Raw genomic sequence first — 15,352 nt, forward strand, 5'->3', positions numbered from 1 at the left:
GTTTATCAGCAAATCAACAAAAAGCCGCTTAATTGCGGCTTTTTTGTGATTGTTTGTTAGGACCGTGGGGCAGAATGACATGAACACTAAGCCCACCGTGCTTACGATTGTGTAAGCTAATTTGACCATGATGCGCTTCGACTATTTCACGGCACAATGCTAACCCCAAACCACTACCAGCGACTTTAGTTGAATAAAATGGGATTAATGCATTGGCCATCACTTGCTCACTCATACCTTTACCTTGGTCGTTTACACTGATATGTGTGCCTTTAATATTCTGTGTAACAGTGACACTTATATGTTCGCTTGCAGAGCCTGATTCGTGAGCATTTTTTATTAAGTTGATCAGTAGCTGCTCGACTTGAGTCGGATCAGCCAGTGTATGCACGTCATTACTTATATCGAGCATAAAACACCATTGATTTTGCAGTTGTGTGAGCAACACTTGCCAATTAATTGCGCTTGGCTGAGGAGTGGGCAGTTTGGCAAATTTGCCATAGCCTTGTACAAAGTCGTTTAAATGTTTGATGCGTTCAGAAATGGTAGCAAACACGCGGCTAAGTCTGGGTTCGTCAACTTTTTCACTGAGTAACTGGCCGCTGTGCAGCATTGACGACATGGGACCCAGAGAGTTATTAAGTTCGTGACTGATGATCCGAATGACCTTTTTCCACACCTCGACTTCTTGACGGCTAAGTTCGCGGGTGAGTTGTTTAAAGACATATAAGTAATGGTATTGATTGTTAAGTAATAACTTACCGGTTGATAAATGCCACGCTTGAGATTCTTGGTCTTCAGTATCTAGCGTAAATAAACCATCGCTACCGCGCGTTAAAGCATTGTTTAACTGTGGATGAGCATTTTCAAGCAGGTGTGCAAACTGACTTCCTTCAAGCGCTGTTTTGGCATTAAAAAGGTCTCGGGCACTGTAGTTACTATAAACAATAAAGCCTTTATCATTTTTTAAAATAACGGCTTGGGGAGAGCTTTGTAGCACTTTATCAAGCATCAGCTCGCGCTGATAGATCCATTGTTTCTCTTGGCGTAATTGCTTTGCAGTTTGATTACACAATTGACACAAGCGGCCTAATTCATCGTTGTCGTTATAAGCTAGTAAGGTGGCTAATTCACCGTCTTTAAAATTAAGCAAACCAGTTTCAAGTGAGTGTATGCCTTGCACCAGAGTGCGGCTGAGCCGAAAAGATAAATAACTTGCCAGCAGCGATGTGAGCAGCGTTGTTATTAATAGTGAAGGCCAGCTTAAATGGGTTAACCAGCAGATGAGCCAAACAGGAATAAGTGCAGAGATGTTACATATCAGCACTATTTTACGAGTGAGAGACAGTGCAGGTTTATTTTTTTCCATTAGTAATCAATCTCAAATTTCTGCAAACGGCGGTACAGTGCTTGACGACTTAAACCAAACTGTCTGGCAACTTTTGCGATCACTCCTTGGTGCTGACGCATAGCTTGTTCTAGTTCTACTCTACTGGGTTCTTGTTTAGCAAAGTTAGTGTGCAGCGGTTGCGATTGTAGAGCAAAATCATCGAGGGTAATGTCGCCATTAGGTTTGAGTACGGCTGCGCGTTTACAGGCATTTTCTAGCTCACGAACGTTGCCGGGCCAATTGTGCGCGAGTAATCCTTGCTCTGTTGTAAGCGATAATTCGCGCTCGCCTAAGAAGTGTTTAGCAAGCGCTAAAATGTCATCTGGTCTTTGCGCTAAACTGGGTAAATTTAGCTCAATCACGTTGAGGCGATAATATAAGTCTTCTCTAAATCGACCTGCATGAATGGCCGCTTTTAAATCTTCATTGGTAGCTGAAATAACCCGAACATTTACTTTTTGTGTTTTTGTTGAACCGAGTCGTTCAAACTCACCAGTTTGTAACACGCGCAGTAGTTTCATTTGCCCTGATAATGGCAGGTTACCAATTTCATCTAAAAACAGCGTACCACCATCAGCGGCCTCAAAGCGACCAATTCGCTGTTTGGTGATGCCAGTATAAGCACCCGCTTCAGCGCCAAATAATTCGGCTTCAATTAAATCATGGGGCAGGGCTCCGGCATTGATGGTCAAAAACGGGGCATGGTTTAAGTGAGAATTGGCTTGAATAATTTGTGCAATGCGTTCTTTACCACTGCCATTTGCACCTGTTATTAGCACAGAGACATCTGACTTAGCGACTTGTATTGCCATATTGAGAATTTTTTCCATGGCGGTACTTTGATACACTAAACCAACTAGGTTGGCATCGGCTAAACTTGATGTTCGCTCTTGCTGGTGGCGCGCATACATTACATTTTGTTGTTTTGCTTGGCCAAGTTCGATTAAGTTATTAACACAGGTGAGGAGCTTGCTATCGTCCCATGGTTTAGGTAAGTAATCAGCGGCGCCGGCTTTGACTAGCTCTATGGCGCTGGCCAGTTCAGTCCACGCGGTGATCAAAATAATCGGTAAGTGCGGGTTGAGAGCTCTTAGTTGATAAAACAACGCTTTACCTTCTTCGCCAGAGGTGGTGTCATTACTAAAATTCATATCTTGAATAACCAGCGCGATACGTTGGTATTGCACTATTTGTAAGGCTTCAAGCTGCGTTTTTGCAGTCACAACCTGATAGTCATGAATTTCTAACAGTAATGACAAGGCTTCTAATATGGCAGGGTTGTCATCGACAATAAGTATTTTTTCCATGTGAATTTAATCGCTGTTTTTGTTATCTTTATTTCAAAATGCTACACGGTATTAAACCAGTGTAGCATAGGTTGGGAGCTGCTTTATATTGTTCGCGTGGCGATACTCGGTGATATGTTGGCGGCACGTTTTGCAGGGCCAAACACGGCAAGTAAGCTCATAACAAACACCATAATTGCAGTGCCTGCGATATAGCTCGGCGGCAGTGCGGCAATTGAAAAGTGCTGCATTAATAATTGACCAAGTAACAGCGCCGCAATAATGCCAAGGAGCAACCCCACGCAGCAGATCATCGCATTTTCAACTAAAAAGTAGTTAATAATGGCTGATTTTCTGGCTCCTAATGCACGGCGAGTGCCTATTTGCTTGGTGCGTTTGCTGATATTAAATAAGGTTAAGCCAAAAATCCCCAATGCAGTTACCAGTACTAATATCGTGATGAGCACAATCAGCATACGCATCATCAATTTGTCTGCTGCAACATATTCGTCTTTAAGTTGATCTAAGCCATTGATATTGTTGATCACCCGTTTATTGTAATTATTTAGCATCGCGGTTTCGATTTGCTTCATCACAGCTGCACGTTGACCAGGCTTGGTTCTGACTGCAAATTGTGCGTAAGTTTTGCCTTGAATATAAGGGATCAGCGCAACATTATTTGGGTGACTATCTTTAAGCCAAGGGCTCTTCATATGATCTGCCACACCGATAATCGTTAAAGGCAAATCGCCAAAATAAATTGTTTTGCCGAGGCCATCACCTTCAGGAAAAAGTTCATCGAGTAAAGCTTGAGTGACGACAGTAACATTGGTAGTTCTCTCAGTAGGTGAATTAGTGATTGTTACTTCATCCTCTGTAAAGTTGCGCCCTGCAATTAGTTTTACACCATAAGTGTCTAAACCATGCTCATCAATGAAAATATAAGAACTACGGATACTTTTACTTTCTTGAGGAGCCGGTTTCAAATTAAAGCTTGATGCACTGCCACTACCGGATAGGGGAATACTGCTGCTTTGCGCTGCATTTACAACCCCAGGTAGTGCTCTTAACATCGCTTCGTCTAATTCAAACTGTTGACTTATATCGATATCTTTACCAAAGGTCATCACATTGAATTTAAAAATATCGTGTTCAGGATAGCCAGTGTCTTGATTTAAAAAAGCGACTCTATCTTGGATAATAAATGCCGCATTACTAACGATTGCGGTGGTTATGGCAATTTGAATTAAGAGTAATATTGCCCCGACTTTTGAGCGGCAAAGAGCATGAAATATAGGTTTGATCTCTAACATTAGTGTGCTCCTTATTGGCTTTTAAGATAAATAGCTGGGTTAGTACGGCAAACCAGCCATGCAGGATAAAGCCCGGCTACTATGCAGGTTGTAATAGCGATAACAGGCGCACTGAGTAACATAGTGATATCCATTGTGGCGATTGATGAATAGTAATCATAGCTTTGACGAACAGCCCACAAACCTAATTGCGCAAGTACGATACCGACTAGGCCGCCAAAACATCCAAGCATAGCCACTTCAACAAGGTGTTGTAAAAACACTTGTCGTTTACTGGCGCCTAGTGCTCGGCGCACACCTACCTCCGGTGCCCGACGCAAAAACTTAGCTAGCAATAAACCAAGAATATTGGCTAAACACACTGCTAAAAACATAAAACTTAAGCCGACCAATATTTTATTGTCTTCACTAACGACATTGTTGTATTGCATCCATTGGTTAACATCACGTAGCTTATATTCGGGTTTTTCTCGGGCAAAGCGGCCGCGCTTTTTTTGCTCTTGAATGTAAGAATTAAGATAATTTTCGTAGTTTGCTTTTTGCTCCGCGTTATCTAGTTGCGCCCAAAATTGGATCCAAACTATTTCCGATTGCATTCTATCGGCGTAGCTATTGATATTCTCATGTTTCCAACCGTTGCTGTTGCCCCAACTAGTGAGCTCTTTGGTTTTGACTAAGCTAAATGGTAAAAATAATTCTTCAGGTTCATTAAATGCACCATTATTTAAATCATAATACTTAAGGTTAAGTGACCAGTCAGCGATCACACCAACAACTTCGTAGCTGTAATCATCTAAGTAGATCAATTGGCCAATTGAGTTGTTTCCTGCAAACAGTTTATCGTTGAGTTCTTTTGAAATCACCACCACAGGGGCGGCAGATTGCTCTTGTTGTTCACTCCATTCACCGCCGTAAATAAACGATACATTAAACATATTAAAAAAATCAGGCGTAGTCATCCGTGCATTACTGGTAAACGGCTTTACTTTGTTTGAGTCTAGATACACTGAGAATCCAGTACGCATCATCGCGACCTTTTTCTCAGGAACCGGCGCATTCTGCAAATTGACTGCATCTTGATAAGTCAGTTGCATAGGAAGGTTATCCTCGGTCCACCACGTATGGCCTTCATCCATGGTTTGTAATTGCACAGTATAAAGTTGATTGCTTTTTTCGGGAATAGGATCCGCCGACATCATATGATAAACGCTTAAACTGGTCATGGTTACACCAATCCCAATAGCAATGGCTAGCACCATTAACATGCTTACCAGTGGTGTGCGCTTAAAACTACGCCAACTTAAATCGAGGTAATGTAATAGCATAAGTTACACTCCAGCCACATTTTTTAGGTTTTGCGCGCCTTGATACAAGGTAAAGTCGGCAAGTTGACCATCAACCACTTGAATATTACGAGGTGCTCTGCGGGCAAGTTCTGGGTCATGAGTCACCATAATGATGGTCGCGCCGTCACGGTTAATTTGCTCCAGCAACTCCATCACTTGACGTGCCATTAAGCTGTCTAGGTTACCTGTTGGTTCATCGGCTAATAAAAAGCGCGGCTCACCGGCGAGGGCGCGGGCAATCGCTACCCGTTGCTGTTGACCACCTGATAACTGCTGCGGCAAATGTTTAGCGCGTGAAGCTAGACCTACTTGTTCTAAGCACTGTTCAATACGACGTTTACGCTCGCTTGCTTTAATACCTCGGTAGCGCAGTGGCACTTCAATGTTTTCATATAAATTTAAATCAGGGATCAGGTTGAAGCCTTGGAAAATAAAACCAATTTTTTGATTGCGACAATCCGCCCGTTGATTGTCGTTCAGTTTGCCAACATCAATACCATCGAGCAGATATTCACCACTGCTAAAAGGTTCTAACATGCCTGCGATATTTAAAAAGGTGGTTTTCCCGGAGCCACTAGGGCCAGTTACTGCAATAAACTCACCTTCATCTACGTGCAAATTAAAGTCGCGTAGTGCATGGGTTTGCACCATTTCTGTTTGATACAGTTTACTAATATTGTTCATTTTAAGCATGAGTTGATCCTTGTAATATGTTTGTTCTTATCTCAGTAATAATGTTGGCGCTTGTTTAAAGTTATCGTAACTGGAGATGATCAGCTGATCGCCTGAGCTAACACCTTGTAGCAATTCTATTGCGTTGATGCTGCTTGCCCCGGTTGTGATATTTACCAGTTGTGCGGTGTCGCCGATAACTTTGTAAACCTGCGTACCACCTTGCTGCATAAACGCACCGCGTTTGATTTGTAAAACGTCATCACGATTTTCTAATAAAATGCGCGCTGTTAATCGCTGGTTTTGGCGAATGCCTTTTAGCTCTTCGTCAAAGCGTACTCGAGTAGTTACTTCACGATTGTTAACTTCCGGCGAAATTGCCGACAACACACCAGTCACTTTTTTTGCCCCGAGTGTGAGCTCAACTTCCATTCCTAAACCGAGTTCGTTGGCGTAACTTTCAGGTACTTGCAGTTGTGCTTCAAAATTACTTAAATCAACCAGCGTCATTAACGGCTGACTTTGGGTAACGGCTTCTTTTTGTTGTACAAGCAGGTTACCAACAATGCCGGTGACGCTGGCTTTAATAGTTAAGTTTCTGACTTGGCGATTTAAATCATCAACGATCAGTTGTTGGCGAGCGAGATCGCGCTCTGCAGCTTTGAGTTCAAATGCGAGTGTATCTTTAGCAAGTTCAACTTCTTGTTGAGCGTGTTTGTAAGAAAGCTTGGCACGGGCAAGATCATCAACTGCTTTTTCTAAATCAATTTGGCTGATCAAGTTTTTTTCGATAGAAAGCTTAGCACGGCGATTTTCCCTGTCTGCTGCATTGAGCTCTACTTGGGCGAGATCAAGCGTTTTGGTTAAGCTTAACTTTTGTCGGCGTGCTTCTAAGTGCTTACGTTGTAATTCACCATCAAGGCGGGCTAACACCGATTGTTGCTGTTTTAGTTCATTATTGAGTTCTGGGCTATCGACTAAAGCAATAATGTCATCTTTATTTACTTTATCACCGGCTTTAACTTGTAAATCCACATAGCCACGTTCTGGGCTATAAACCTTGGGAGCATTTGCAGCAACAATTTTACCGCTGGCGGCTACATCACGTACTAAACGACTAATATTAACGGTAGCAATCTGTAAAGAAGCCCGCTCAACAGAAATACTGCCTTGATTGTTACCCATAAATGCTTGTGCACATAAAGCAAGTACAGCAAGTGATAGCGCCAGTACTATTAATGGTTTTTTGTAACTACGTCTTTGCGTAATACTTACATCTTGTGCGCTGGTATCTTTTATCATGAGTGATCCTTAGCTATGTCTATTCTCGCAGTAAGTGATCATCAAGCTCACTACTAAGACAGTGATTGGTGAAACTAAAAATAAACTGAGAATAAACATAAGTTGTGTCCTGTAATTATCTTTTAATGTTTATTCGAATATCATGCCACTATTTAATGTCATGATTTTAATGAAATAATTATTTATTTTTAAATTATTTGGTGTCCGCGGACATAAATTGTGTCCGCTGCGGACACTTTACTGTGGCGGCTAAGAAGCTGCCGCAGGCGTCAACAGGGTGAGCAAGCTAAAAACTTACTAACTAGCGTAAATTATGCAAAATGTGACTGTTGTGATGATAATTATGCATTAATTAGTGGCTTTAAATTTACCCATAAAAAGACACTGGAAAGAGTATTTACTCTAATGTGCACTGTGGTATCGACCTTGAACGACAGCAAAGAGATTCAATAAAAAAGAAAGCATTTATTTTCGCCACATAACTCAGTGAATATTTATTCATTTTTACTCTGGTTTACGTTAACGTAAACTGCAGGTTTATAGAGCGGTTATTTTACAACTTGTTAAATATGACACCAGTGTCATAAAAAAATAACGGGTAAAATATCGCTAAATGTTAAAAATAGGCATGAAATAAAAAGATTGTGTTGTGGTGAGAAATATTCAAGAATGTGAATATGTATTCAATGTGCTATTGACTCAATGTACAATTGGCGATAGTTTTGACTGTCTGCTAGCAAACCGTCGAGAAGGTCATTCATAGCTAGCTGTTGTAGCAAGGGGAGGGGTCTATGTTATACGACTCAAAATTAGAAAAAGATAATTGTGGCTTTGGCTTAATAGCCCAAGTTAATGGTCAGGCAAGTCATCGTTTAATTCGAACAGCGATCACTGGCTTAGACCGTATGGAACACCGTGGTGGTATTTCTGCCGATGGTAAAACAGGCGATGGCTGTGGCTTATTATTACAAAAGCCAGATAGCTTTTTTCGTGCTATTGCCGCTGAAAAAAATTGGCACTTGGGTAAAAATTATGCCGTTGGCATGATTTTCCTAAACTCAGATCCAGTACTTGCGCAAGCTGCAAAAGATATATTGAGTGAAGAACTCGAAAAAGAAACCCTCAATATTCAAGGTTGGCGAATTGTGCCAACAGATGAATCATGTTTAGGGCCAATTGCAATAAAGCAGTTACCTAAATTTGAACAGATTTTTGTTAATGCACCAGAAGGCTGGCGCCCAAAAGATTTAGAGCGTCGTTTATACGTTGCGCGCCGTCGTGCTGAAAAGCGTTTAAGCGAAGATGAAGGCTTTTACATTGCCAGCTTGTCAGGGTTAGTAACTATCTACAAAGGCTTAATGATGCCGGTGGATTTGCCTAACTTCTATTTAGATTTAGCCGATATCCGCATGACCAGCGCAATTTGTGTATTTCACCAACGTTTTTCAACTAATACACAACCGCGTTGGCCTTTGGCTCAGCCGTTCCGCTATTTAGCGCATAACGGTGAAATCAACACCATACAAGGTAACCGCCAGTGGGCTCGTGCTCGTTCATATAAGTTTGCATCGCCGCTTATTCCAGATTTGCAATCAGCAGCACCATTTGTCAATGAAACCGGCTCAGATTCATCAAGCCTAGATAATATGCTTGAGTTGTTTTTAGCTGGTGGCATGGATTTATTTCGTGCTATGCGAATGCTAGTACCACCTGCATGGCAGAAAAACCGTGCGATGGATGATGACTTACGTGCATTTTACGACTTTAACTCTATGCACATGGAACCATGGGATGGCCCAGCTGGTATTGTGATGTCTGATGGGCGTTTTGCTGCGTGTAACTTGGACCGTAATGGTCTGCGTCCTGCACGTTATGTGATCACTCAAGATGGCTTTATTACCCTAGCTTCTGAAGTGGGTATTTGGGATTACACTGCGGATGAAGTGGTTGAGAAAGGCCGCGTTGGCCCTGGTGAGCTGTTAGTTATTGATACTCAGTTAGGTAAAATTTGGCACTCAGACGAAATTGATCGCGACCTTAAATCTCGCCACCCATATAAAGCATGGCTTGAGGCCAATGTTAAGCGCTTAACGCCGTTTGAGCAGCTATCAGAGCAAGATGCGGGCAACCGTTCATTTGATGATGAAACATTACTGAAATATCAAAAAATGTTTGGTTACACCAATGAAGAACTTGATAGCGTTATTCGCGTAATGGGTGAAATTGGTCAAGAAGCAACCGGTTCTATGGGGGATGACACGCCATTTGCAGTGCTTTCTGAAGGTAACCGTTCATTGTTTGATTACTTCCGTCAAAAGTTTGCGCAAGTAACTAACCCGCCAATCGATCCACTGCGTGAAAACCATGTAATGTCGCTGGCGACCTGTATCGGTAGTGAGCAAAACGTGTTTAACGAGACCACCGGCCACGCTAAGCGTCTACAGTTTGATACTCCAATTCTAATGTATGCAGACATGCAACAATTATTGAGCGCTGATCAGGCTCATTACAGCTATTGCAAAATCGATATCACCTACAGCAAAGAAGAAGGCCTTGGTGATGCAGTAATCCGTATTTGTGACGAAGCGCAAGAAAAAGCAGCTGGTGGCTGTGTCATGTTGTTTTTGAGTGACCGTAATTTTGATGAGAATAAATTACCAATTCCTGCCGCTATGGCTGTTGGAGCGGTACAAAAGCGTTTAGTTGATAACAATTTACGTTGTGAATCAAATATCATCATTGAAACAGGTAGTGTCCGTGACGCGCATCAATTTGCGGTATTAATTGGTTTTGGTGCAACGGCAATTTACCCGTACTTAGCATATGAATCACTGGTTGCGATGAGCGACTCTAAAGTGATCAACAAGAGCTATTGCCAAGTTACGCTTGCTTATCGTAATGCAATCAACAAAGGCTTGTACAAGATCATGTCAAAAATGGGCATTAGTACCGTGGCATCGTATCGTTGTTCAATGTTGTTTGAAGCAGTTGGTTTGTCGGATGCAATTGTTGATACCTGTTTTAATGGTGTGGCAAGTCGCATTAAAGGCGCGTGTTTTACTGATTTTGATGATGACCAACGCAAGTTACATACTTTGGCATTAAGTAAACGTAAATTACTCAGCCATGGCGGCTTATTAAAGTATGTGCATGACGGCGAGTATCACGCGTACAACCCAGATGTTATTCAAACGCTACAAAAAGCGGTGCGCTCAGGTGAATATTCTGATTACAGCGTATACGCAGATCTTGTTAATAAGCGCCCAATTGCCACATTACGTGACATGCTTGCACTGAAACTGCCAGCAGAAGGGATCAGTATTGATGATGTTGAGCCAGCAACTGAGCTATATAAGCGTTTTGACTCGGCGGCAATGAGTATCGGTGCATTATCGCCAGAGGCGCATGAAGCGCTTGCAATTGCGATGAACCGCTTAGGTGGCTGTTCAAATTCAGGTGAAGGCGGCGAAGACAAACTACGCTATGGTACCGAGAAAAATTCACGTATCAAGCAAGTTGCGTCAGGTCGTTTTGGGGTAACACCACATTATTTACGCAGTGCTGACGTTATTCAAATTAAAGTAGCGCAAGGTGCAAAACCAGGTGAAGGCGGGCAATTGCCGGGCGAAAAAGTAACCCCGTATATTGCTAAGCTTCGTTACTCGGTACCGGGGGTGACCTTAATTTCGCCACCACCGCATCACGATATTTATTCGATTGAAGATTTAGCTCAGCTTATTTTCGATTTAAAACAAGTAAACCCTAAAGCGTTGATCTCAGTAAAACTAGTATCAGAGCCAGGTGTGGGCACAATCGCCACTGGTGTTGCTAAAGCATATGCTGATTTAATTACTATTTCAGGCTATGACGGCGGTACTGGCGCAAGCCCGCTAACGTCGGTTAAATATGCGGGTAGCCCGTGGGAGCTTGGTCTTGCTGAAACACAACAAGCGCTGGTTGAAAACGGTTTACGTCATCGTATTCGTTTGCAAACTGATGGTGGTTTAAAAACCGGCCTTGATATCATCAAAGCAGCTATTTTAGGTGCAGAGAGCTTTGGTTTTGGTACGGGTCCTATGGTTGCGCTTGGTTGTAAGTATCTGCGTATTTGCCACCTAAATAACTGTGCAACCGGTGTAGCAACGCAAGACGAAACATTGCGTCAAAAACATTTCCATGGCCTACCAGAAATGGCGATGAACTACTTTAAGTTTATTGCTCAAGAAGCCCGTGAAATTATGGCAAGCCTAGGGGTTGCCAAACTAACAGACTTAATCGGTCGTCTTGATTTACTCGAAGCGATTGAAGGTAAAACGGCAAAGCAGCAAAAAATTGACTTATCGTCAGTGATTGCACAGCCGAATAACCCAACTGGTGAAACCTTATACTGCAGCGCACCTAATACGTCACATTATTTAGGTAAGTTGAATGAAACCTTACTTGCTAAAGCTCAACAAGCAATTGATGAGAGCAGCGGTATTTCACTGGTCAGCCGTATTTGTAACACTGACCGTTCAGTGGGCGCGATGTTATCGGGTTATATAGCCGATAAGCATGGCAATCAAGGCATGGCAGCTGATCCTGTCTCGATTGAGTTACACGGAACCGCTGGTCAATCATTTGGTGTATGGAATGCTGGTGGCCTAGAAATGACCCTAGTCGGCGATGCTAACGATTACGTAGGCAAAGGCATGGCGGGCGGTAAGCTGGTTATTCGCCCACCACTGGGTTCGTCATTTGAAAGTCACAAAGCGACCATCGCAGGTAATACCTGTTTATATGGTGCAACGGGTGGCAAGCTGTTTGCTGCAGGTTGTGCGGGAGAGCGTTTTGCGGTTCGTAACTCAGGCGTGCAAGCGGTTGTTGAAGGCGTAGGTGATAATGGCTGTGAGTACATGACCGGTGGCGTAGTTTGCGTGTTGGGCAATGTAGGCGTGAACTTTGGTGCAGGTATGACCGGTGGCTTTGCCTATATTTTGGATGAGCGTAATGACTTTGAAAAACGCATTAATCCAGAGCTAGTCGAAGTGGTGCTTTTAGATGAGCTAGCGTCACACCAAGAGCATTTGCGTGGTCTAATTGCTGAGCATTTAGAACTAACAGGCTCAAGCCGTGCAGAAACTATTTTAGCCAGTTTTGAAACGTATTTACCAAAATTCAAACTAGTTAAGCCAAAATCAAGTGATGTGAAAAGTTTACTCGGGCATCGCGCTCGTAGTAGTGCTGAACTTCGTGTTCAAGCACAGTAAGGGGGTAGTATGAGCGAGAATGTATATCAATTTATAGACGTGCAGCGGGTTGATCCCCGCAAAAAGCCAATTTCGTCACGTAAAAAATCATTTGTTGAAATTTACGAACCCTTTTCAGAGAAGCAAGTAAACTCACAAGCGGACCGCTGCCTAGATTGTGGTAACCCGTATTGTGAATGGAAATGCCCAGTGCATAACTATATCCCACAGTGGTTAAAGTTAATTCGTACTGGCCGTATTCTTGAAGCTGCGGAGCTATCACACCGCACAAATAGTTTACCAGAAGTGTGTGGCCGGGTGTGCCCGCAAGATCGTTTGTGTGAAGGTTCATGTACATTAGACGAAGAGTTTGGTGCAGTAACAATCGGTAATATTGAAAAATATATTACTGATACTGCATTTAAAATGGGCTGGAAGCCTGATATGTCGTACGTGGTATGGACCGATAAAAAAGTAGCTATCATCGGTGCCGGCCCTGCAGGCCTAGGTTGCGCTGATATTCTAGTGCGTAATGGTGTAAAACCAGTGGTATTTGACCGTCATCCAGAAATTGGTGGCTTGCTTACTTTTGGTATTCCATCGTTCAAACTTGAAAAACAAGTCATGCAAAAACGTCGTGAAATTTTCACCGAAATGGGGGTTGAGTTTAAACTTAACACTGAAGTCGGTGTTGATATCACTATGGATGAGATATTGGCCGAATACGACGCAGTATTTTTGGGAGTGGGGACTTATCAAAGCATGCGTGCTGGCCTTGAAAACGAAGATGCACCAGGTGTACATGATGCATTACCGTTCTTAATTGGTAATACCAACCGCGTAATGGGCTATGATGAGTCTAACCAAGCTTATCTTGATATGGCTAACCAAAAGGTTGTGGTACTTGGTGGTGGTGATACCGCGATGGACTGTGTACGTACTTCAATTCGTCAAGGTGCGGAAAAAGTAATCTGTGCTTATCGTCGTGATGAAGAAAACATGCCAGGTTCAAGACGTGAAGTGAAAAACGCCAAAGAAGAGGGCGTTGAATTTACTTTTAACGTGCAACCAACCGGTATCGTACTAAACGACAACGGCCATGTTGCAGGCGTACAAATGGTAAAAACCCAAATGGGTGAACCAGATGAAAAAGGCCGCAGCCGCGCAGAAGTAGTACCTGACTCAGAACATGTGATTGAAGCCGACCAAGTAATAATGGCATTTGGTTTCAAACCACACAAAATGGACTGGTTAGAAAAATACGATGTAGAGATAAATCACTGGGGCGGCATTAACGCACCAGAGCAAGGTGAATTTACCCATCAAACAACTAACCCTAAAATCTTTGCTGGCGGCGATATAGTACGCGGCTCAGATTTAGTAGTCACCGCAATCTTCGAAGGGCGTAACGCCGCCGAAGGGATCATGGACTACTTGAAAGTGTAAGACTTTTACGAGTCAAAGAGTAAAGAGCAAGCCGATTGGCTTGCTTTTTTTATGGCTTGGATAGTAGAGTTTTAAGCGCTAAGTCGTAAAATTTAAGCCATAAGCTTAAAGTTTGCGCGGTGTTAAATTAAGCAACGTAGGTAGGGGATAACTAAACCCAACGAAAAAATAGCCTATCAGTCTGCATCAAGGCTTTGCATTATCGGTTTTGTTAAATGTGCTATGAGCAGCCGTTGATAACCTTAGCCTATTTTTCATAATTCTAATTTAACAAGTGCTTCTTGCTCACCTTGATATAAATACACTGGGACGATTTCATGTTTCCCATTGTTTTCTCTAAGCTGAAAGTAATTTTCAGTACACTCATAAGAGTACGAGTTGTTTTCCCGGGGTATGATTTTTATTTTATTCTCACCTTCATATTGAGAGTAAAGTGTACCTTTTTCAAACGAGATTTTTAAAATTTTCGAATCGGAAGAACGATAACTTCCAACTAAAGATGCAGCTATAGCCTTTGCTTTTTGACTATTTACTGGCTTAGGGGATAAATTTAATTGTAGTGCTACCATGTCTAATAAAGCGGGACCAGGGTGTTTTGTGTCGATGTTGGTTAACGCTGTAGCGGTTAAATCTTCATTTGGGAAATAGACATGCCAAGCAAAAAATCCGGGAACCTGACCTTGGTGGCTAAAGCTATCTAATCCACTTATTTTGTATATATCTAAGCCATATCCATAATTCACATGCGCATTATTATTTAATAATGCCTTGGAGGTCATTAGTTTATAGCTTTCTTTTGAAATTACATGCCCTGACTTTAATGCATTCTGCCAAAGGTGCATATCAGCAAGTGTAGAAGCAATAGCGCCCGCAGAATAGATCCAACTACGATCAACATTCCATCGCCTTTCAGTTGAATCTTCCGGATTAATATACTTTTTAGGCTCATTACGACTAGTAGTGTAGCCGTTTATTTCCCCAGCAGATGTACCTTTAGTAATAACAAAAGTATTATCCATTTTCAGAGGTTTAAAAAATGTGTTTGACATGAACTGGTCATATGGAGTACCAGAAGCAGTTTCAATGACTTTTCCCAGAAAGACGTAACCCAAATTTGAATAACTATATTTTTTACCAGGTTCTGAGTTAAGAGGTTGTTTACTTATACTTTGTATAACTTGATCAATAGAAGCATATTTATCATAAATTTTACTTACTGAAGGGTCCCCTAAGTAATCTGGTAGACCAGAAGTATGGCTTAAAATTCTATCAATCGTTAAATACCTAAATTCAGGGTTAATATCAGGAATAAATTTCGCTAATGTATCGTAAGCGTCTAGCAAAATGCACCTGCCAGTAACTGGTCAAA

The 15,352-nt window shown here is 42.2% G+C and carries 9 protein-coding genes; 2 read left to right on the plus strand and 7 right to left on the minus strand.

Annotation, left to right across the window (positions count from 1 at the left end; all coding sequences use genetic code 11):
* Window positions 1-28: 28 nt before the first annotated feature.
* From PVK79_RS12430 to PVK79_RS12455, 6 genes are all read right to left on the minus strand, one after another.
* Window positions 29-1,369 (minus strand): sensor histidine kinase, encoded by a 1,341-nt coding sequence (locus PVK79_RS12430; RefSeq protein ID WP_257325717.1) that lies wholly within the window; start codon window positions 1,367-1,369, stop codon window positions 29-31.
* A complete protein-coding gene (locus PVK79_RS12435) occupies window positions 1,369-2,697 on the minus strand; it encodes a sigma-54-dependent transcriptional regulator (protein ID WP_145242142.1) in 1,329 nt (442 codons plus the stop codon). Before PVK79_RS12435 ends, PVK79_RS12430 begins: the two co-directional genes overlap by 1 nt.
* 83 nt (window positions 2,698-2,780) lie before the next feature.
* Window positions 2,781-3,989 (minus strand): ABC transporter permease, encoded by a 1,209-nt coding sequence (locus tag PVK79_RS12440; RefSeq protein WP_182719481.1) that lies wholly within the window; start codon window positions 3,987-3,989, stop codon window positions 2,781-2,783.
* An 11-nt stretch (window positions 3,990-4,000) separates the two neighbouring features.
* Window positions 4,001-5,314, minus strand: coding sequence for an ABC transporter permease (locus PVK79_RS12445; RefSeq protein WP_257325720.1), 1,314 nt, complete (start codon window positions 5,312-5,314; stop codon window positions 4,001-4,003).
* Window positions 5,315-5,317: 3 nt separating this feature from the next.
* The gene (locus tag PVK79_RS12450) at window positions 5,318-6,028 is read right to left on the minus strand and encodes an ABC transporter ATP-binding protein (protein ID WP_182731947.1); all 711 of its coding nucleotides are present in this window, start codon (window positions 6,026-6,028) and stop codon (window positions 5,318-5,320) included.
* 27 nt (window positions 6,029-6,055) lie between these two features.
* Window positions 6,056-7,309, minus strand: a complete 1,254-nt coding sequence (locus PVK79_RS12455; protein WP_257325723.1) for an efflux RND transporter periplasmic adaptor subunit — start codon at window positions 7,307-7,309, stop codon at window positions 6,056-6,058.
* Window positions 7,310-8,100: 791 nt separating this feature from the next.
* On the opposite strand from PVK79_RS12455, the gene gltB reads away from it, so the two are divergent.
* Window positions 8,101-12,558, plus strand: a complete 4,458-nt coding sequence (gene gltB, locus PVK79_RS12460) for a glutamate synthase large subunit (RefSeq protein ID WP_145242134.1) — start codon at window positions 8,101-8,103, stop codon at window positions 12,556-12,558.
* A 9-nt stretch (window positions 12,559-12,567) separates the two neighbouring features.
* Window positions 12,568-13,983 (plus strand): FAD-dependent oxidoreductase, encoded by a 1,416-nt coding sequence (locus PVK79_RS12465; RefSeq protein ID WP_257325726.1) that lies wholly within the window; start codon window positions 12,568-12,570, stop codon window positions 13,981-13,983.
* 254 nt (window positions 13,984-14,237) lie between these two features.
* Here the strand turns inward: PVK79_RS12465 and PVK79_RS12470 are convergent, their stop codons facing one another.
* The gene (locus tag PVK79_RS12470) at window positions 14,238-15,326 is read right to left on the minus strand and encodes a serine hydrolase domain-containing protein (protein ID WP_257325728.1); all 1,089 of its coding nucleotides are present in this window, start codon (window positions 15,324-15,326) and stop codon (window positions 14,238-14,240) included.
* Between the last annotated feature and the right edge of the window lie 26 nt (window positions 15,327-15,352).

Source organism: Pseudoalteromonas rhizosphaerae (assembly GCF_028885455.1).
Classification (GTDB): Bacteria; Pseudomonadota; Gammaproteobacteria; order Enterobacterales; family Alteromonadaceae; genus Pseudoalteromonas; species Pseudoalteromonas rhizosphaerae.

Bases quoted from the DNA above. Each gene is read 5' to 3' on its own strand.
- PVK79_RS12440 (WP_182719481.1), bottom strand. From the start codon at position 3,989: ATGTTAGAGATCAAACCTATATTTCATGCTCTTTGCCGCTCAAAAGTC.
- PVK79_RS12430 (WP_257325717.1), bottom strand. From the start codon at position 1,369: ATGGAAAAAAATAAACCTGCACTGTCTCTCACTCGTAAAATAGTGCTG.
- PVK79_RS12450 (WP_182731947.1), bottom strand. From the start codon at position 6,028: ATGCTTAAAATGAACAATATTAGTAAACTGTATCAAACAGAAATGGTG.
- gltB (WP_145242134.1), top strand. From the start codon at position 8,101: ATGTTATACGACTCAAAATTAGAAAAAGATAATTGTGGCTTTGGCTTA.
- PVK79_RS12465 (WP_257325726.1), top strand. From the start codon at position 12,568: ATGAGCGAGAATGTATATCAATTTATAGACGTGCAGCGGGTTGATCCC.
- PVK79_RS12445 (WP_257325720.1), bottom strand. From the start codon at position 5,314: ATGCTATTACATTACCTCGATTTAAGTTGGCGTAGTTTTAAGCGCACA.
- PVK79_RS12455 (WP_257325723.1), bottom strand. From the start codon at position 7,309: ATGATAAAAGATACCAGCGCACAAGATGTAAGTATTACGCAAAGACGT.
- PVK79_RS12435 (WP_145242142.1), bottom strand. From the start codon at position 2,697: ATGGAAAAAATACTTATTGTCGATGACAACCCTGCCATATTAGAAGCC.